The organism is Sediminibacterium sp. KACHI17, from assembly GCF_040362915.1.
Taxonomy (GTDB): domain Bacteria; phylum Bacteroidota; class Bacteroidia; order Chitinophagales; family Chitinophagaceae; genus Sediminibacterium.
Genome location: NZ_AP029612.1, coordinates 2,961,025 through 2,975,000, shown reverse-complemented (window position 1 = coordinate 2,975,000; position 13,976 = coordinate 2,961,025). Strand labels below are relative to the sequence as shown.

Annotated in this window: 14 protein-coding genes and 1 tRNA gene; 4 read left to right on the top strand and 11 right to left on the bottom strand. The window is 40.5% G+C overall.

The window, feature by feature from the left end:
- Nucleotides 1-115: 115 nt before the first annotated feature.
- The gene (gene truA, locus ABXG83_RS13195) at nucleotides 116-883 is read right to left on the bottom strand and encodes a tRNA pseudouridine(38-40) synthase TruA (RefSeq protein WP_353549335.1); all 768 of its coding nucleotides are present in this window, start codon (nucleotides 881-883) and stop codon (nucleotides 116-118) included.
- Nucleotides 883-1,623, bottom strand: coding sequence for a hypothetical protein (locus tag ABXG83_RS13190; RefSeq protein WP_353549334.1), 741 nt, complete (start codon nucleotides 1,621-1,623; stop codon nucleotides 883-885). The genes truA and ABXG83_RS13190 overlap by 1 nt, the downstream gene beginning before the upstream one ends.
- 136 nt (nucleotides 1,624-1,759) lie before the next feature.
- Here ABXG83_RS13190 and ABXG83_RS13185 point away from each other — a divergent pair, with 136 nt between their 5' ends.
- The gene (locus ABXG83_RS13185; RefSeq protein WP_353549333.1) at nucleotides 1,760-4,222 is read left to right on the top strand and encodes a M1 family metallopeptidase; all 2,463 of its coding nucleotides are present in this window, start codon (nucleotides 1,760-1,762) and stop codon (nucleotides 4,220-4,222) included.
- Between the two features lie 75 nt (nucleotides 4,223-4,297).
- Here ABXG83_RS13185 and ABXG83_RS13180 read toward each other — a convergent pair whose 3' ends face one another.
- The 6 genes from ABXG83_RS13180 to gap form a co-directional block, all read right to left on the bottom strand.
- Nucleotides 4,298-5,107 (bottom strand): DUF6263 family protein, encoded by an 810-nt coding sequence (locus ABXG83_RS13180; protein WP_353549332.1) that lies wholly within the window; start codon nucleotides 5,105-5,107, stop codon nucleotides 4,298-4,300.
- Between the two features lie 19 nt (nucleotides 5,108-5,126).
- The gene (locus ABXG83_RS13175) at nucleotides 5,127-5,921 is read right to left on the bottom strand and encodes a TPM domain-containing protein (RefSeq protein ID WP_353549331.1); all 795 of its coding nucleotides are present in this window, start codon (nucleotides 5,919-5,921) and stop codon (nucleotides 5,127-5,129) included.
- Between the two features lie 40 nt (nucleotides 5,922-5,961).
- Nucleotides 5,962-6,423, bottom strand: coding sequence for a TPM domain-containing protein (locus ABXG83_RS13170; protein ID WP_353549330.1), 462 nt, complete (start codon nucleotides 6,421-6,423; stop codon nucleotides 5,962-5,964).
- An 82-nt stretch (nucleotides 6,424-6,505) separates the two neighbouring features.
- Nucleotides 6,506-7,096 carry a LemA family protein gene (locus ABXG83_RS13165; RefSeq protein WP_353549329.1) on the bottom strand — a complete coding sequence of 197 codons (591 nt, stop codon included), beginning with the start codon at nucleotides 7,094-7,096 and terminating at the stop codon, nucleotides 6,506-6,508.
- A gap of 125 nt (nucleotides 7,097-7,221) precedes the next feature.
- Nucleotides 7,222-8,418, bottom strand: coding sequence for a phosphoglycerate kinase (locus ABXG83_RS13160; RefSeq protein ID WP_353549328.1), 1,197 nt, complete (start codon nucleotides 8,416-8,418; stop codon nucleotides 7,222-7,224).
- Between the two features lie 113 nt (nucleotides 8,419-8,531).
- Nucleotides 8,532-9,545 carry a type I glyceraldehyde-3-phosphate dehydrogenase gene (gene gap / locus ABXG83_RS13155; protein ID WP_353549327.1) on the bottom strand — a complete coding sequence of 338 codons (1,014 nt, stop codon included), beginning with the start codon at nucleotides 9,543-9,545 and terminating at the stop codon, nucleotides 8,532-8,534.
- A gap of 285 nt (nucleotides 9,546-9,830) precedes the next feature.
- Here gap and ABXG83_RS13150 point away from each other — a divergent pair.
- From ABXG83_RS13150 to ABXG83_RS13140, 3 genes are all read left to right on the top strand, one after another.
- A tRNA-Glu gene (locus ABXG83_RS13150) sits at nucleotides 9,831-9,902 on the top strand.
- Nucleotides 9,903-10,091: 189 nt separating this feature from the next.
- The gene (locus ABXG83_RS13145) at nucleotides 10,092-10,511 is read left to right on the top strand and encodes a hypothetical protein (protein WP_353549326.1); all 420 of its coding nucleotides are present in this window, start codon (nucleotides 10,092-10,094) and stop codon (nucleotides 10,509-10,511) included.
- Between the two features lie 10 nt (nucleotides 10,512-10,521).
- A complete protein-coding gene (locus ABXG83_RS13140) occupies nucleotides 10,522-10,923 on the top strand; it encodes a hypothetical protein (RefSeq protein WP_353549325.1) in 402 nt (133 codons plus the stop codon).
- A gap of 1 nt (nucleotide 10,924) precedes the next feature.
- Here the strand turns inward: ABXG83_RS13140 and ABXG83_RS13135 are convergent, their stop codons facing one another.
- The 3 genes from ABXG83_RS13135 to ABXG83_RS13125 all read right to left on the bottom strand — a co-directional run bounded on the left by ABXG83_RS13135 (nucleotide 10,925) and on the right by ABXG83_RS13125 (nucleotide 13,965).
- Nucleotides 10,925-11,332: a hypothetical protein gene (locus ABXG83_RS13135; protein ID WP_353549324.1), complete on the bottom strand. Its 408-nt coding sequence runs from the start codon at nucleotides 11,330-11,332 to the stop codon at nucleotides 10,925-10,927.
- 63 nt (nucleotides 11,333-11,395) lie between these two features.
- On the bottom strand, nucleotides 11,396-12,562 hold the full coding sequence (gene galK / locus ABXG83_RS13130; RefSeq protein ID WP_353549323.1) for a galactokinase: 1,167 nt from the start codon (nucleotides 12,560-12,562) through the stop codon (nucleotides 11,396-11,398).
- Nucleotides 12,562-13,965: an MBL fold metallo-hydrolase gene (locus ABXG83_RS13125; protein WP_353549322.1), complete on the bottom strand. Its 1,404-nt coding sequence runs from the start codon at nucleotides 13,963-13,965 to the stop codon at nucleotides 12,562-12,564. Before ABXG83_RS13125 ends, galK begins: the two co-directional genes overlap by 1 nt.
- Between the last annotated feature and the right edge of the window lie 11 nt (nucleotides 13,966-13,976).

Below are 13,976 nucleotides of genomic sequence, written 5' to 3'. Positions count from 1 at the left end.
TGTTAAAACGCTTGCCAGATAAAGGTTTCAGGGGATAAAAAATTATACCAGTTTGAGATGAAGACATTAACTCGGCATCTTAACATCATAGTAGACTTCATATCCACGTTGCAGATTATTCTATGATTTGCAGTAACATTCCTTCCGGATATGCAACCGATTCGAGATATAAACCTTTAGCAGGTGTTGTAAAATCTGCATGTGTACAATCTTTGCTTTCTATAATAGATCTGAATAACTGTTCTCCTTCTTGCACCGACACTTCCATTCTTGCAATACGCATCATGGTTCCTACAATACCCCTGATCATTCCTCTTAAAAACCGATTCGAAATAATCCTATAGGTCAATGCCCCATCCACCCCTTCCTCCCAATATGATGACCGGATTGAACAGATATAGGTCTTTACCTGACTATTACGCTTCGAAAAGGATGTAAAATCGCTGTATTCCATCAACACCAAAGCCATCCGGTCCAATAAGGTCTTATTCACAGGATAAGGGAATAACCACCCCCGATTCACCATAAATGGATTTTTCTGTCTGTAAATCAAGTATTTATAACTCCTCTGGATCGCATCAAACCTACAATGAGCATCATCTGCCACCCGATAAATGGCACTGATGGCTATATCAGAAGGCAATATCGCATTCAGGTTATACCTGTGTTTTGAAGTGAATTCCAGCGAACTGTCAAAATGAAAGAAATTCTGCAGCGCATGTACACCTGCATCCGTTCGGGAAGAGCCGGTTAGCGAAAAAGATTGTCTGAATAAGGTTTCCAACGCCTTGGTTACCTGAGATTGGATCGTTTCCTGTCCATCCTGAACCTGAAATCCACTATAGCGGGTACCATCATATGATAGTTCAAGAAAATATCGCATCAGAATAACTTGGGTCTGGTAAATGCCGAATGATTGACTGTTCTAAACATAACCTGATGCTGATTCTTCGCTTGCTGCGCCTTCAGCTCCTTTACAACTTGGGCCTCTCCCTTAGGTTTCAAAGCCGGGACATATAGAATAACAGTGTCGTTTTTAGGAGATCCGGATACAACAAATACCATATCAATGCCCTCCTCGGTTGCTTTATCATAGATTTTTTTGATCTCAGGCAAGACTTTATTGACTTTAGGTATTGCTACCACTTCTTTCGTTGATACTACTTCTTTGACTGTAATTGGTTTCGACTCACCCACCTCAGAAACCTGCTTGGTCGGCTCCGGTATTTCAACCGCTGGCTCTTTCTTTTCTTCTTTTGGCTGAACAGCAACAGAAATACCCTTTATCAAAGTAAAATCTACCAGATCAAATAGACTCCAGTTGTTATCTAATTCCTGTTTTAATGAAAATCCAAGGTCTTTGCCCGCTATCTTAATTGTGAACTTTTGTTCTTTTTCACTTTGCGCAAAACCAATATGCAATTCATACTCACCATCTGAAAGCTTTGGGATCAATAGATAACCTGTTGCATTAGAGCTCAGGTTAGCGCCCATCAAGCGCAGGTAAAATGGCTGATTGTTTTCTGTTTGTATAAATAAGTAACGTGCTGATTGACCATAAACCGTCGAAAAAAACAATATCCCCGTAATTAGGCACAATGTTTTGCAACTAAAAGAATACAAGTAGCGGTTCATGTCATAAAATTAAGACTTTCCCTGTGTCAGGATACGTTGGTGCATAACCTTTCAACCACTGGTCAAATTCTTAACTATTCACACGAGTTCTGTCTACTATCTTTAAGGCTTCTAAAACTGAAATATGAAACGTTTATTACTGCTTATTGCATTTCTACCCCTATTTACGGTAGCCCAAACTTCTGGAAGTGAGGATTGGAAAAAGATCTACAGATCCTTCCCTACCAAGATCAACAACCTTGTGCATACACGTCTGGATGCAAAATTTGATTATGAACAATCTTACTTGAATGGAAAAGTTTGGATCACGCTTGAACCACACTTTTATGCAACAGACTCATTACAGTTGGATGCCAAGGGAATGAATATTCATCAAGTTGCGATTGTAAAAGCCGGGAAAAATATTCCGCTGAAATATCAATACGACAGTCTGTTCCTGAATATTCAACTTGACAAGACCTACAAAAAAGGTGAACGCTATACTGTGTACATCGACTACACTGCTAAACCCAATGAATTCAAAGCCAATGGTAGCGCTGCTATTACAGATGCCAAAGGTTTGTATTTCATCAATCCAAAAGGAGAGGAAAAAGATAAGCCCACTCAAATCTGGACGCAGGGTGAAACAGAAGCAACTTCTGTTTGGGTGCCTACCATCGATCGTACCAATCAGAAAACAACACAGTTATTCAACCTAACCGTTCCTGCTAAATATGTGTCGCTATCTAATGGAAAGCTGATAGCACAAAAAGTCAATAGCGACGGAACACGCACTGATACCTGGTCAATGGACCAACCACATGCTCCATATCTATTCTTCATGGGTGTTGGAGATTTTGCTGTAGTAAAAGACACCTATAAAGGCAAAGAAGTTAACTATTATGTTGAGAAAGCCTACGAGAAAGTAGCGCGCAGAATATTTGGTGATACCCCTGAAATGATGTCTTTCTTTTCAAAAAAATTAGGTGTTGAATATCCATGGGTAAAATATAGTCAAATGGTTGCGCGTGATTATGTGAGTGGCGCCATGGAAAATACAACAGCAACCCTGCATCAGGAAAGTGCTCAACAAGATGCAAGAGAATTAACTGACGGTAACGGATGGGAAACGACCATTGCTCACGAATTGTTTCATCAGTGGTTTGGAGACCTTGTGACTGCAGAAAGCTGGAGTAACCTCACCGTAAACGAAAGCTTTGCTGATTATAGCCAGTTATTATGGTTAGAATATAAGTATGGAAAAGATGAAGCGATGTTTGAAAATTTCAATCAAATGCGCGGCTATATCGGCAGTGGTCAGCAAGGACGTGATCTGGTTCGTTTTTATTATAAAGACAAAGAAGACATGTTTGATGCAGTTAGCTACAACAAGGGCGGACGTATCCTGCATATGTTACGTCATCTTGTGGGTGATGATGCATTTTTTGCTTCTTTGAATAAATATTTGACTACAAATAAATTCGGGACAGGAAGCGGACATAAACTACGTTTAGCTTTTGAAGAAGTAACCGGTAAGGATTGGAACTGGTTCTTTAACCAATGGTATTTTGGAAACGGACATCCCAGAATTGATATCAGTTATCAGTACAATGCTGAAAAGCAATTATCTTCTGTCATCATCAAACAAATTCAATCTGGTGATAAAGTATTCAAGCTGCCTTTCACCATTGATATCTGGCATGGTAATGAAAAGAAAAGACATTTGGTATGGATGGAAAATAAAGCAGATACTTTCAACTTTTCTGTGAAGTCGAAGCCCGACCAGATCAATGTTGATGCCGATAAAATATTATTGGTTGATAAAAAAGACAACAAAACATTGGCAGAGTTTATTCATCAGTTCAAACATGCAGGTAACTATCTTGACCGCCGTGAAGCTGTTGCATTTGCCGGTAACAATACCAAAGAGGCAGCAGCTGTTCAACTGTTAACAGATGCATTGAGCGATCCATATTTCAGAATTCGCTCTTTGGCCATCACGAATTTAGGCAAGGTGAAACCCGATGATGCCATCACTGCAAAAATTGAAGCGATCGCAAAAAATGAGACAAGGAAAATGGTGAAAGCTGAAGCGATCACATATTTAGCGAATCTCAAGAAAGACAGCTACAAGACATTCTTTAAAGAAGCAACCAAAGACTCCTCTTATACGGTTGCAGGTGCTGCTTTGGAGGCGCTTACAGCTATAGATAGTGTTAGTGCATTACAAGTTGCCAATGAATTAAGTAAAGAACCTTCTAAGGGCCGTTTGAGTGAAGCGATTTCAAATGTATTGATCAGCTATGGTGATGAGAAAGCTTTTAAAGCTGTGTCAGAAAGTTATGCGAAGATGCCTTTGTCTTTTCCGAAGGTACAAATGAGTGCAACATATGCAGCATTTGCAGCCAAGTTGACAAATATGGAAGAATTCAAAAAAGCTGTTGATGCGATCATGGAGTTTCGTGATCTGATCCCCGGTTCTGCAAAAGCACAAACAGACCCTATCATCATTGGTGCATTGAAAGAATTAGCACAAAAGAAAGAAGCAGCAGGCGCCACTGCAATGGCAGAATATGTAAAAAGCAAACTTCCTGCTGATAAGAAATAATATTTTTCTCTCCTAACAAAGAAGGCCGCCCGATCATATCGGTGCGGCCTTTTAGTTGAAGTTGAATCAACAAATTTATAACAACTTAACGCTTGTTTTCGTTTCAATTTTACTGGTCAAAGGCATTTGTTGTCCCATCACTTCCATATTACCTTTGATATCACCTGAAGAAACCTCAGAGATCATCAATCCGGTTGCTCTGTCATAAATACGAGTAGACTTAACAGTACCTTCCGTTTTTTGCTTGATCTCCATTCCATTTTGAGTCATGGTAGATGATACTTTAACAGTAGCATTTGCCAGCACCTGAATTTCTTTATCCGTTACTTTTTCGATAACATTATTTATTTCAGATGTACCAGTTTCAGTAGAACTATTGGATGTCCAAGTATAACCCTCTTTGATTACTTCATCTTTCAACATCAAAAAGACGCGACCCATATCATTTCCTTCAGAAGCCGCTCCCGGAATTGTTTTCAGTGCTTCCAGCATTTCACCTTGCATGGTCACTTTTCCGCCGTCAATTGTAATTTCTGCTTCTTTGCCCAATGATTTAAAAGCATCTGCTAAAGCCGGATTAGATCTTACCGCTTCATCGTCAGAATCGAAACTTTGTTCTTGTCCCATCATAGAAACACTCGCCGTAATTCGTTTGATGATCACACCCATTGAGAACTTATTTGTTCCAACAGATTTCAATTCATGATCCAGGTATACTGTTGAGGTATTTGACATTTCCATATCCTGTCCCATCATAGAAGTAACATTATTCCCTTTTACCTCCGTGATCACCTGAAATTTTTTACCGACCGGTAATTTAATCTGTTGTGCCTTTGCTACGATCATGCATCCAAGCATCATCGTAGTCATCAAAAATTTGTTCATATTGTTTAGTTTATAATTTTTACCAGCCACCACTTGCGCCGCCGCCGCCGCTGCTACCACCACCGAATCCACCAAATCCACCGCCGCCGAAGCCGCCACTTCCTCCTCCCCAGCCACCGCCGCTGCTTCTGCGACCGCCACCTAAAACAGATGACCAAAAAATAGCTTCTGCAATATCTCCATAACCTCTTCTACTCATCATACCACCGCCTTTACCTCCACCGCCACCACCACGGGCAACGATCATCAATACCACAAATAAAATGATCACAAATGTCAGAATAGATTTACCGGTAGTGCCCCCCGATCCTTTTCGTTCTCGTTTAACTTTATATTCTCCGGCAGCTGCTTTTGCTAATGCATCCGTTGCTTTGTCAATGCCTCGATAAAAATTTCCTTCTTTGAAATTTGGCCCTATCTCATTTCGAATGATACTCGATGCAACCACATCAGGTATCGCTCCCTCTAATCCATACCCTACTTCTATCCGAATCTTTCTGTCTTCAATGGCAGCAATCAGTAATATACCATTATTTGTTTTTGCATTACCAATACCCCATTCTCGAAATAATTGATTGGCATACTCTTCAATTGGATAACCATCCAATGTCTTCAACAGCACAACTGCTATTTGGTTGGATGTACTATCATCTAAAGCCACCAATTTTTGTTCTAATATCTGGCGCTGTTCAGGAGAGAGCACATTTGCTGCATCATTCACCAATTTTGGCGGATTGGGTTTGGGTAGAATATTCTGTCCAACACCCACTGCCAGCCAACAAAAGGTCAGGAATAAGAGTAATAATTTTTTCATGCTTTCAGTTCGCTGTCATTTGTATGATCAGCCATTGATTTTATTTACCAAAAACAATATCGTCGGGTAATTCGTTTTTATCCCCCTTGTTGTCATAAGGGAAATGAAATGCCAATGCTTCACCGATATCTTCGATGATGGTTGCCAGGCCTTCTGCATAATGTTGTTGCCTGAATTCAGACAACATTTTTTTTACTTCGGCATTCCAGAAATCTGAACCCACTTTTTGATGAATACCCTCATCTCCAAAAACAGCGAGTTGCCGGTCTTTCATCGCGATATAGACCAATACAGCATTTCGCTGTGCCGTTTCATACATTTTCAGGTTACCGAAAATTTCCTGTGCTCTGCGAAGTGGATCAACGTATTCACATCTGTTCTCAATAAAGATCCTCACTTCACCACTGGTTCTTTGTTCTGCATTGCGAATAGCCGTAACAATACGCTCTCTTTCACTGTCTGAAAAATAGCGATCCGGTTTTTTTCTGAAGAGTCCGAACATGACTTTGATGCATTAAAAAACCACAGCGAGAATAGTTATCAGGATTGCCTGATATGCAACATCTGCACTGTGGTTTGTATGATTAAAATTTAACTTCCGGAGCTTTTTCAGCACCAGCATCTGCTTTAAAGCCTTCTTTTACTTTAAAGCCGAACATGCTAGCGAGAATATTCATTGGGAATGAACGCGCTTTCACATTGTAATCAGCAACGGCTTTATTGAAGTCATTACGAGATACTTTGATACGATTTTCAGTTCCTTCCAATTGCGCCTGCAATCCACGGAATGCTTCATTAGCTCTCAGGTTAGGATAATTTTCTGTTACCATCAACAAACGACCCAATGCCTGCGACAATTGTCCCTGTGCAGCCTGGTATTGCTGTAATTTTTCAGGTGACAGATCATTTGCATCTACCTTGATCTGTGTTGCACTTGCGCGTGCTTCGATCACATTCTGTAAAGTGGTTTGCTCAAAATTGGCTTCTCCTTTTACAGTGTTCACCAGATTAGGAATCAGATCTGCACGACGCTGATAATCACTTTCTACATTGGCCCAGGCATTTTTAACGACTTCATCCTGTTTTACCAATCCATTATATCCTCTGCAGCCACAACCACCTAAAATCAGGATCAGTGCAGCAATTACAATAAGGGTTAAATTCTTTGTACTCATGTTTAACTTGTTTGTTATGAAATTAGGGTTTTTATTCCTTTTAGAGCATTAGTAGTGGGGTTAAGTAAAATATTACATGGTTCATAGTTAATAGTCTATGGACCATGGTCTATGGACTATTCTTCCTATGCTTTTACCGCCGCTATGCCCGGCAGCTCCTTGCCCTCAAAGTATTCCAGCATGGCACCGCCGCCGGTGGATACATAACTTACTTTATCTGCAAATCCAAACTGGTTCACGGCAGCTACACTATCTCCACCACCCACAAGCGAAAAAGCACCATTTGCAGTGGCTTCCGCAACAGCGATTGCTATGGTTTTTGTTCCGTGCTGGAACTTCTCCATTTCAAATACGCCCATCGGACCATTCCATAAGATAGTTTTAGATCTTTTGATACAGTTGGCGAACTGTTCACAGGCGTTTGCACCGATATCCAATCCCATCCATCCATCGGGAATATGGTTACTTGGTGCAGTAGAAGTATTTGCTTCAGCTGAAAATTTATCCGCAATAACAGAGTCTGAGGGCAAGTGAATACAAACACCTTTGGCTTCCGCTTTTTTTAATAATTCAACAGCTGTTTCTAATCGATCATCTTCACACAATGAATTACCGATCGTACCTCCTTGTGCTTTCATGAAAGTATAAGCCATTCCACCACCAATGATTATATCAGTAGCTCTTTCCAATAAATTTTCGATGATCAATATCTTATCACTCACTTTCGCTCCGCCGATGATAGCAGTGAAAGGCTTTTCGCTTTGATGCATTACTTTCTCTGCACTCGCCACTTCACCATCCATCACTGTTCCAAACATTTTTTTATCGCCGGGGAAGAATTGAGCAATCACGGCAGTAGATGCATGTGCACGGTGTGCAGTTCCAAATGCATCATTCACGTATACATCTCCCAGTTTACTCAACTTCTCAGCAAATGCAAAATCTCCTTTTTCCTCTTCCTTGTAAAAACGAAGGTTCTCTAGCAATAATACCTGTCCGGGTTGTAAAGCAGCAGACATACTAACAGCTGATGCACCAATACAATCATCTGCAAACAACACTTCCACTCCACCCAGTAATTGACTCAAATGTTTCACCAAGTGTTTCAAAGAATATTTTTCAGTAGGACCTTCTTTTGGTCTACCTAAATGGCTCATAAGAATAACACTACCCCCATCAGCCAGAATTTTTTTGATGGTGGGGATGGTAGCCCGCATACGATTGTCGTCTGTTATTTCATACGCGGCATTCAGCGGCACATTGAAATCAACACGGATCAATGCACGTTGATTACTAAAGTTGTGGTTCAAAAACTTGCTCATAAAATGATTTGACATTGAATGGTGAAAATAAGAAAGAGTGACCAACCTATAAAGAAAAAGAGGCTGTAATCGCAATGATACAGCCTCTTTTAAATATGATGAATGATCAGTTTTTATTTTGAGATCAATCCTGCAAAATACTTTACAGTTCTCACCAACTGACTTACATAGCTCATCTCATTATCATACCAGCTCACAGTTTTTACCAACTGAGCATCTCCAACGGTCATCACTTTGGTTTGAGTTGCATCAAACAGTGAGCCATAGCTGATACCAATGATATCAGAACTTACGATCTCATCTTCTGTATAACCAAAGCTTTCATTGCTAGCTGCTTTCATGGCTGCATTGATCTCTTCTGCAGTTACTTTTTTATTCAGGATCACTGCCAATTCAGTTAATGAACCGGTGATGGTTGGTACACGCTGAGCGCCGCCATCCAATTTACCTTTTAATTCAGGCAATACCAGTCCGATCGCTTTTGCAGCACCGGTGCTGTTAGGAACAATATTAGCAGCAGCAGCTCTTGCTCTACGCAAATCCCCTTTAGGATGCGGTGCATCCAAGGTATTTTGGTCATTGGTATATGCGTGAATGGTAGTCATGATACCGGTTGCAATACCAAATTGATCATTCAACACTTTTGCCATTGGTGCCAAACAGTTGGTAGTACAAGATGCACAAGAGATAATGGTTTCACTGCCATCCAAAATGTGGTGGTTCACATTGAACACCACTGTTTTCAGATCTCCGGTTGCAGGAGCTGAGATCACAACACGCTTAGCACCAGCTTTGATATGTGCTTCTGCTTTTTCTTTATCTGTGAAGAAACCTGTTGATTCGATCACCACATCTACACCATGATTACCCCAAGGAATTTGAGCAGGATCTTTTTGTGCGTAGATCTTTACAGTTTCGCCATTTACCACGATTGCATCATCAGTAGAGGTAACTGTGGCATCAAAACGACCCTGTGCACTATCATATTTCAATAAGTGGGCTAAAACTTTAGGACTGGTCAGATCGTTGATCGCTACTACATCAATTCCTTCCATGTTGTAAATCTGACGGAACACCAAACGGCCGATACGTCCGAAACCGTTGATGGCAACTTTTACTGTACTCATTTGACTAATTTTTAAGGTATATGGGCTTTAAGAGTGGCAAATTTACATGGATTGATAAGAAATAAGCGGATATTTTTTGTAATGCAGGTATTGTGAGGATACTTGATCGTATAATGACGGATTTTGTAGCCACAGATTCACAGATTAGGCATGTAATCTGTGAATCTGTGGCTTATTTGTAACATTCTTGAAGAGCATCTAAATCATTGATTTCCATAAAAAGCATAAAAAATTTTGGCAGGAAGTTTTCAAAGCCTATTTTTGCGTCCCGATTGACAAAAAAATGCCCGGTTCGTCTATCGGCTAGGACATCTCCCTTTCACGGAGGAAAGACGGGTTCGATTCCCGTACCGGGTACAAAAGGCACTCTATCTGAGTGCCTTTTTTGTTTTATAGATTTCGCCCCACCCACCTGAAAGTTTCACCACTTACCTGACCCGGCTTTCATTCATGTGCTGGCGCTATCAGAATGTGAAAAAAGAAGATTTTTTCAGGACGGTGCAACAGTTTCCACATTTAAAATATCAAGCAGAAAAACAAACTACCATGAAAAGAAACAGTTTCATCGTACTCACCAGTTTGTTCCTGCTCATCACTGCCGGTTGTGAAAAGAACGAACAAACAAATACTGAAGGATGTATTCGGGTAAAAGTGCTGGATGCCGTTTGTAATACAGCAGTATTACAAATACTAGATCCTGCTTATTACCATCTTGGTGAAAATGGATATCAAAAAAACGGAGTTACTTATGACCATGTTTTTGGAACATCAATGCCCTGTAGATTACCCAACAATACTTCACCAGGCAGACCTGAGCAAGGTGTTGCAGATAAGCCCATGTACGTTAAGATCATTGATCAACCTGAACCGAGTGATCCAAACTGTGGAACATGCTTAGCTGTAATAAGCAACGCACCTAGTAAATGGCTACATGTTTCTTTTTCTCCACAATGCAATTCGAATTAAAAATAAAGTTATGAAGCTTAGATCGGTCACTTTACTACTATTACTCGCGTCCGCCTTATTGTCTTGTGACAAATCCTCCGACGAGTTGAAAGACCAGTGTTTTGAAGTGAAAATATTGAATGAGATCTGTGGTAATGCTGTTGTACAAATATTGGATCAGGAGCTTTACACGCACGGAGAGAACGGTTATAAACTTGATGATAGTAACTATGACCATGTTATTTCCACCAGATTCAGTTGCGCAGACATGTCAAAATTATATGCGAGTTCTTCTTCCCTGAAAGGTTTACGAATCAAAGTCAAGGTCACTGACAGACATGAGGATGACGCTTATTGTACCAGATGTGCTGCTACAATAGCCAATGCGCCACAAAAGTTTGTGTTGCTAAAAGTGACCAACGACTGCAAATAAATCAATCACTTTGTTCCATGTGCAGTTTCTGATGATGCGCGCCTGCCGCAATATGCAGTGCAAACCCGGCAATGGCGGTATCTTTTAAAAGATTGATAAACGCCATTGCTTTCATTTCTTTATCCCCCGCATTTAAATAGTTAGGCACATGCAGCGTGAGAATAAAAACGAAAAGGATAAAAGCCAATAAATACGCCGATGTCTTCACCATTCTGTTGGTGATAAATGAGAGGGCTACCAAAATGAATGCGGCACCTGTCAAATAAACCCACCATATTCCTCCGGGCAAAGAAGAAGGAATATAAACGACCAGATCCCTTGCATTTTGGAAATGATAAATCCCGAAACTGATCATCACTACCGATAAAAGGTAGATCGCGATTTTAGATACGATGTGATAGTTTTTCATGGCCGGCTGTTTTGTTGTTCTCAAAAATTACAAAACGAAATCGGCTCTTGCAAGTAAACCGCGTTAAAATTGTGCTTGCACCAGAGAAGTTCCCGCTGAGATCGTCACAGGATAAGCACCCGGCAAGATGCCGAATGTTTCTAAATATGTTTCTGAAGCACGGTCAATAAAATCTGTCACCCCTTCTTTCTTAATCAGATTAATCGTACAGCCACCAAATCCTCCTCCCATCATGCGTGCCCCTACAACATCTTTATGTTTACCTGCAAAGGTCACAAGAAAGTCTAACTCCGGACAACTTACACGATACATTTCACTCAAGCCTTTGTGTGTCTCAAACATTTTCTTTCCAAATGATACATAATCCTCATTCACAAGATCGATACATGCTTCCTGTACTCTTTTAATTTCTTGAACTGCATACAAACAATGATCGTATACATCATCGCTCAACCCTTTCAACTCAGACTCGATCATTTCTGCTGTCGCATCTCTTAAGCTACTTACTTCCGGAAATATTCTATTAAGGTGTGCAACACCAGCCTCGCAATCTAATCTGCGTTGATTGTATTCAGAATCTGCCAACGAATGTTTCACTTTGGTATTCAGTAATAAGAGTTGATATTCATTAGGCTGAAAATGGAAATACTGATATGCCAATGATCGGCAATCGAGTTGAATCACCTGATCTTGCTTGCCTAACATACTTGCAAATTGATCCATGATCCCACATTTCACCCCAATAAATTCATTCTCAGCTCGCTGTGCCAGTTTTACCATTTGCATGGTATCAAGGTCTAATGCCAATAATTGATTCAACCCAAAGATCACAGCGCACTCCACCGCAGCGGATGATGAAAGACCCGAACCGATTGGGATATCTCCTCTTACCACTGCATTAAATCCACCTAAACGATATCCGGCTTCTTGTAAGGTTACAACAACAGACAATACATAATTTGCCCAATGCACCTGCGTTTTTTGTATCGCTGTCAGTTCTATTTCAAAATGTTCCTGATAGTCTACTGAATACAATGCGATCTTTGTATCTGTTCTTTTTCCGATCGATACATAAACTGCATTATCAATAGCCGCCGGCAATACAAAGCCCCCATTATAATCGATATGTTCTCCAATGAGATTGATCCGCCCGGGTGAACGAACAATAAAATCCGGTTCGCCAAAATGTTCCCGGTAATAACGACCGGCATCTTGTATCAACAAATTCATTATTGCAGTTTTGTCTGATAATGCATTTCAGGTATCACTACTTCCTGAAACCCTTTTCTCAATAATCGATGCGCGAAATCCTGTTGCACTTCATATTCACCATGCACTAAAAACAAAGTGCGTATTTGTTTGGGATCCTGACAAGCCAGGAACTGACAAAGATCATCATAGTCGCCATGCGCACTCATGCTTCGCATCTGACCGATCTCTGCCTTGACTTCATACATTTCACCAAAAATCTTTACCTGATCTGCACCATTGGCCAATCGGCCACCTAAAGATCGGGGCTCACAATAACCAACCAAGAGTATCGTATTTTTCTCTTCCCCAATATTATTCATGATATGATGTTTCACCCTACCTGCGTCTGCCATTCCACTTGCAGATATGATCACACATGGCTGCGTCAATACATTCAGGTATTTACTTTCATCGACTGTTTTAATGAATTTCAATCCCGGAAAATCAAATGGATCTTCATCCTTCTCCATCACTTTACGAATACGCTTATTGAAATACTGAGGATAGGCTTTGAGCATTTCTGTTGCTTCTCGACTTAACGGGCTATCCACATAAATGGGAACATTTGGCAATCGGTTTTCCAGATCTAATTGATTCAATGCATACAATAATTCCTGGGTTCGTCCCACACTAAACGCAGGAATGATCAGTTTCCCTTTCTTCTGAATACAAGTCTTATCGATCCATTCATACAAAGTATCAGGCGTACCATGCACTTCGTCGTGTAACTTATTTCCGTAAGTACTCTCCAGAATAATATAATCAGCTTGTGGAAAAACAGAAGGAGAACGAAGAATAGCATCGTTGTATCGTCCCACATCACCACTGAAAGTCAACTGACGCGTGACTCCATTTTCAGATATTCGTAAATGTACTGCCGCGCTTCCAATGATGTGCCCCGCATCTGTGAACAACAATTCTACTCCTTTACTAATGTTGGTCCACTCATCGTAATTCACTTCTACAAAAAGCTCTAAAGCTTTTGCTGCATCCTCCAGATCATATAAAGGTTCGTAAGGAGGCAATCCTTGTTTTGCTCTTCGCTTGTTGATGAATTTAGTATCATCTCTTTGGATCACTGCCGAATCTTCCAACAAGATTGCTCCCAACTCTTTTGTTGCAGGTGTAGCATAGATCTTTCCCTCAAATCCTTCCTTAACCAGTCTGGGTATCAACCCAGAATGATCGATATGTGCATGTGATAATACAAGAATATCGATCGATCGTGCATCAAAACCGAATTCAGCATTCAATGCATCTGTTTCTTTACCCATACCCTGAAACAAGCCACAGTCTAAAAGGATCTTTGTTCCATCATCTAATGTCAACAAATGCTTCGATCCTGTTACTGTTCTTGCAGCTCCGTGAAATGCTATTTTCATACGATTATTTT

What these genes read in the sequence shown, in the direction of transcription:
- truA (WP_353549335.1), bottom strand. Translation starts at nt 883, where the DNA reads ATGCGATATTTTCTTGAACTATCATATGATGGTACCCGCTATAGTGGA.
- ABXG83_RS13175 (WP_353549331.1), bottom strand. Translation starts at nt 5,921, where the DNA reads ATGAAAAAATTATTACTCTTATTCCTGACCTTTTGTTGGCTGGCAGTG.
- ABXG83_RS13160 (WP_353549328.1), bottom strand. Translation starts at nt 8,418, where the DNA reads ATGAGCAAGTTTTTGAACCACAACTTTAGTAATCAACGTGCATTGATC.
- ABXG83_RS13140 (WP_353549325.1), top strand. Translation starts at nt 10,522, where the DNA reads ATGAAGCTTAGATCGGTCACTTTACTACTATTACTCGCGTCCGCCTTA.
- ABXG83_RS13165 (WP_353549329.1), bottom strand. Translation starts at nt 7,096, where the DNA reads ATGAGTACAAAGAATTTAACCCTTATTGTAATTGCTGCACTGATCCTG.
- ABXG83_RS13135 (WP_353549324.1), bottom strand. Translation starts at nt 11,332, where the DNA reads ATGAAAAACTATCACATCGTATCTAAAATCGCGATCTACCTTTTATCG.
- ABXG83_RS13185 (WP_353549333.1), top strand. Translation starts at nt 1,760, where the DNA reads ATGAAACGTTTATTACTGCTTATTGCATTTCTACCCCTATTTACGGTA.
- ABXG83_RS13180 (WP_353549332.1), bottom strand. Translation starts at nt 5,107, where the DNA reads ATGAACAAATTTTTGATGACTACGATGATGCTTGGATGCATGATCGTA.
- ABXG83_RS13145 (WP_353549326.1), top strand. Translation starts at nt 10,092, where the DNA reads ATGAAAAGAAACAGTTTCATCGTACTCACCAGTTTGTTCCTGCTCATC.
- gap (WP_353549327.1), bottom strand. Translation starts at nt 9,545, where the DNA reads ATGAGTACAGTAAAAGTTGCCATCAACGGTTTCGGACGTATCGGCCGT.
- ABXG83_RS13170 (WP_353549330.1), bottom strand. Translation starts at nt 6,423, where the DNA reads ATGTTCGGACTCTTCAGAAAAAAACCGGATCGCTATTTTTCAGACAGT.
- ABXG83_RS13125 (WP_353549322.1), bottom strand. Translation starts at nt 13,965, where the DNA reads ATGAAAATAGCATTTCACGGAGCTGCAAGAACAGTAACAGGATCGAAG.
- galK (WP_353549323.1), bottom strand. Translation starts at nt 12,562, where the DNA reads ATGAATTTGTTGATACAAGATGCCGGTCGTTATTACCGGGAACATTTT.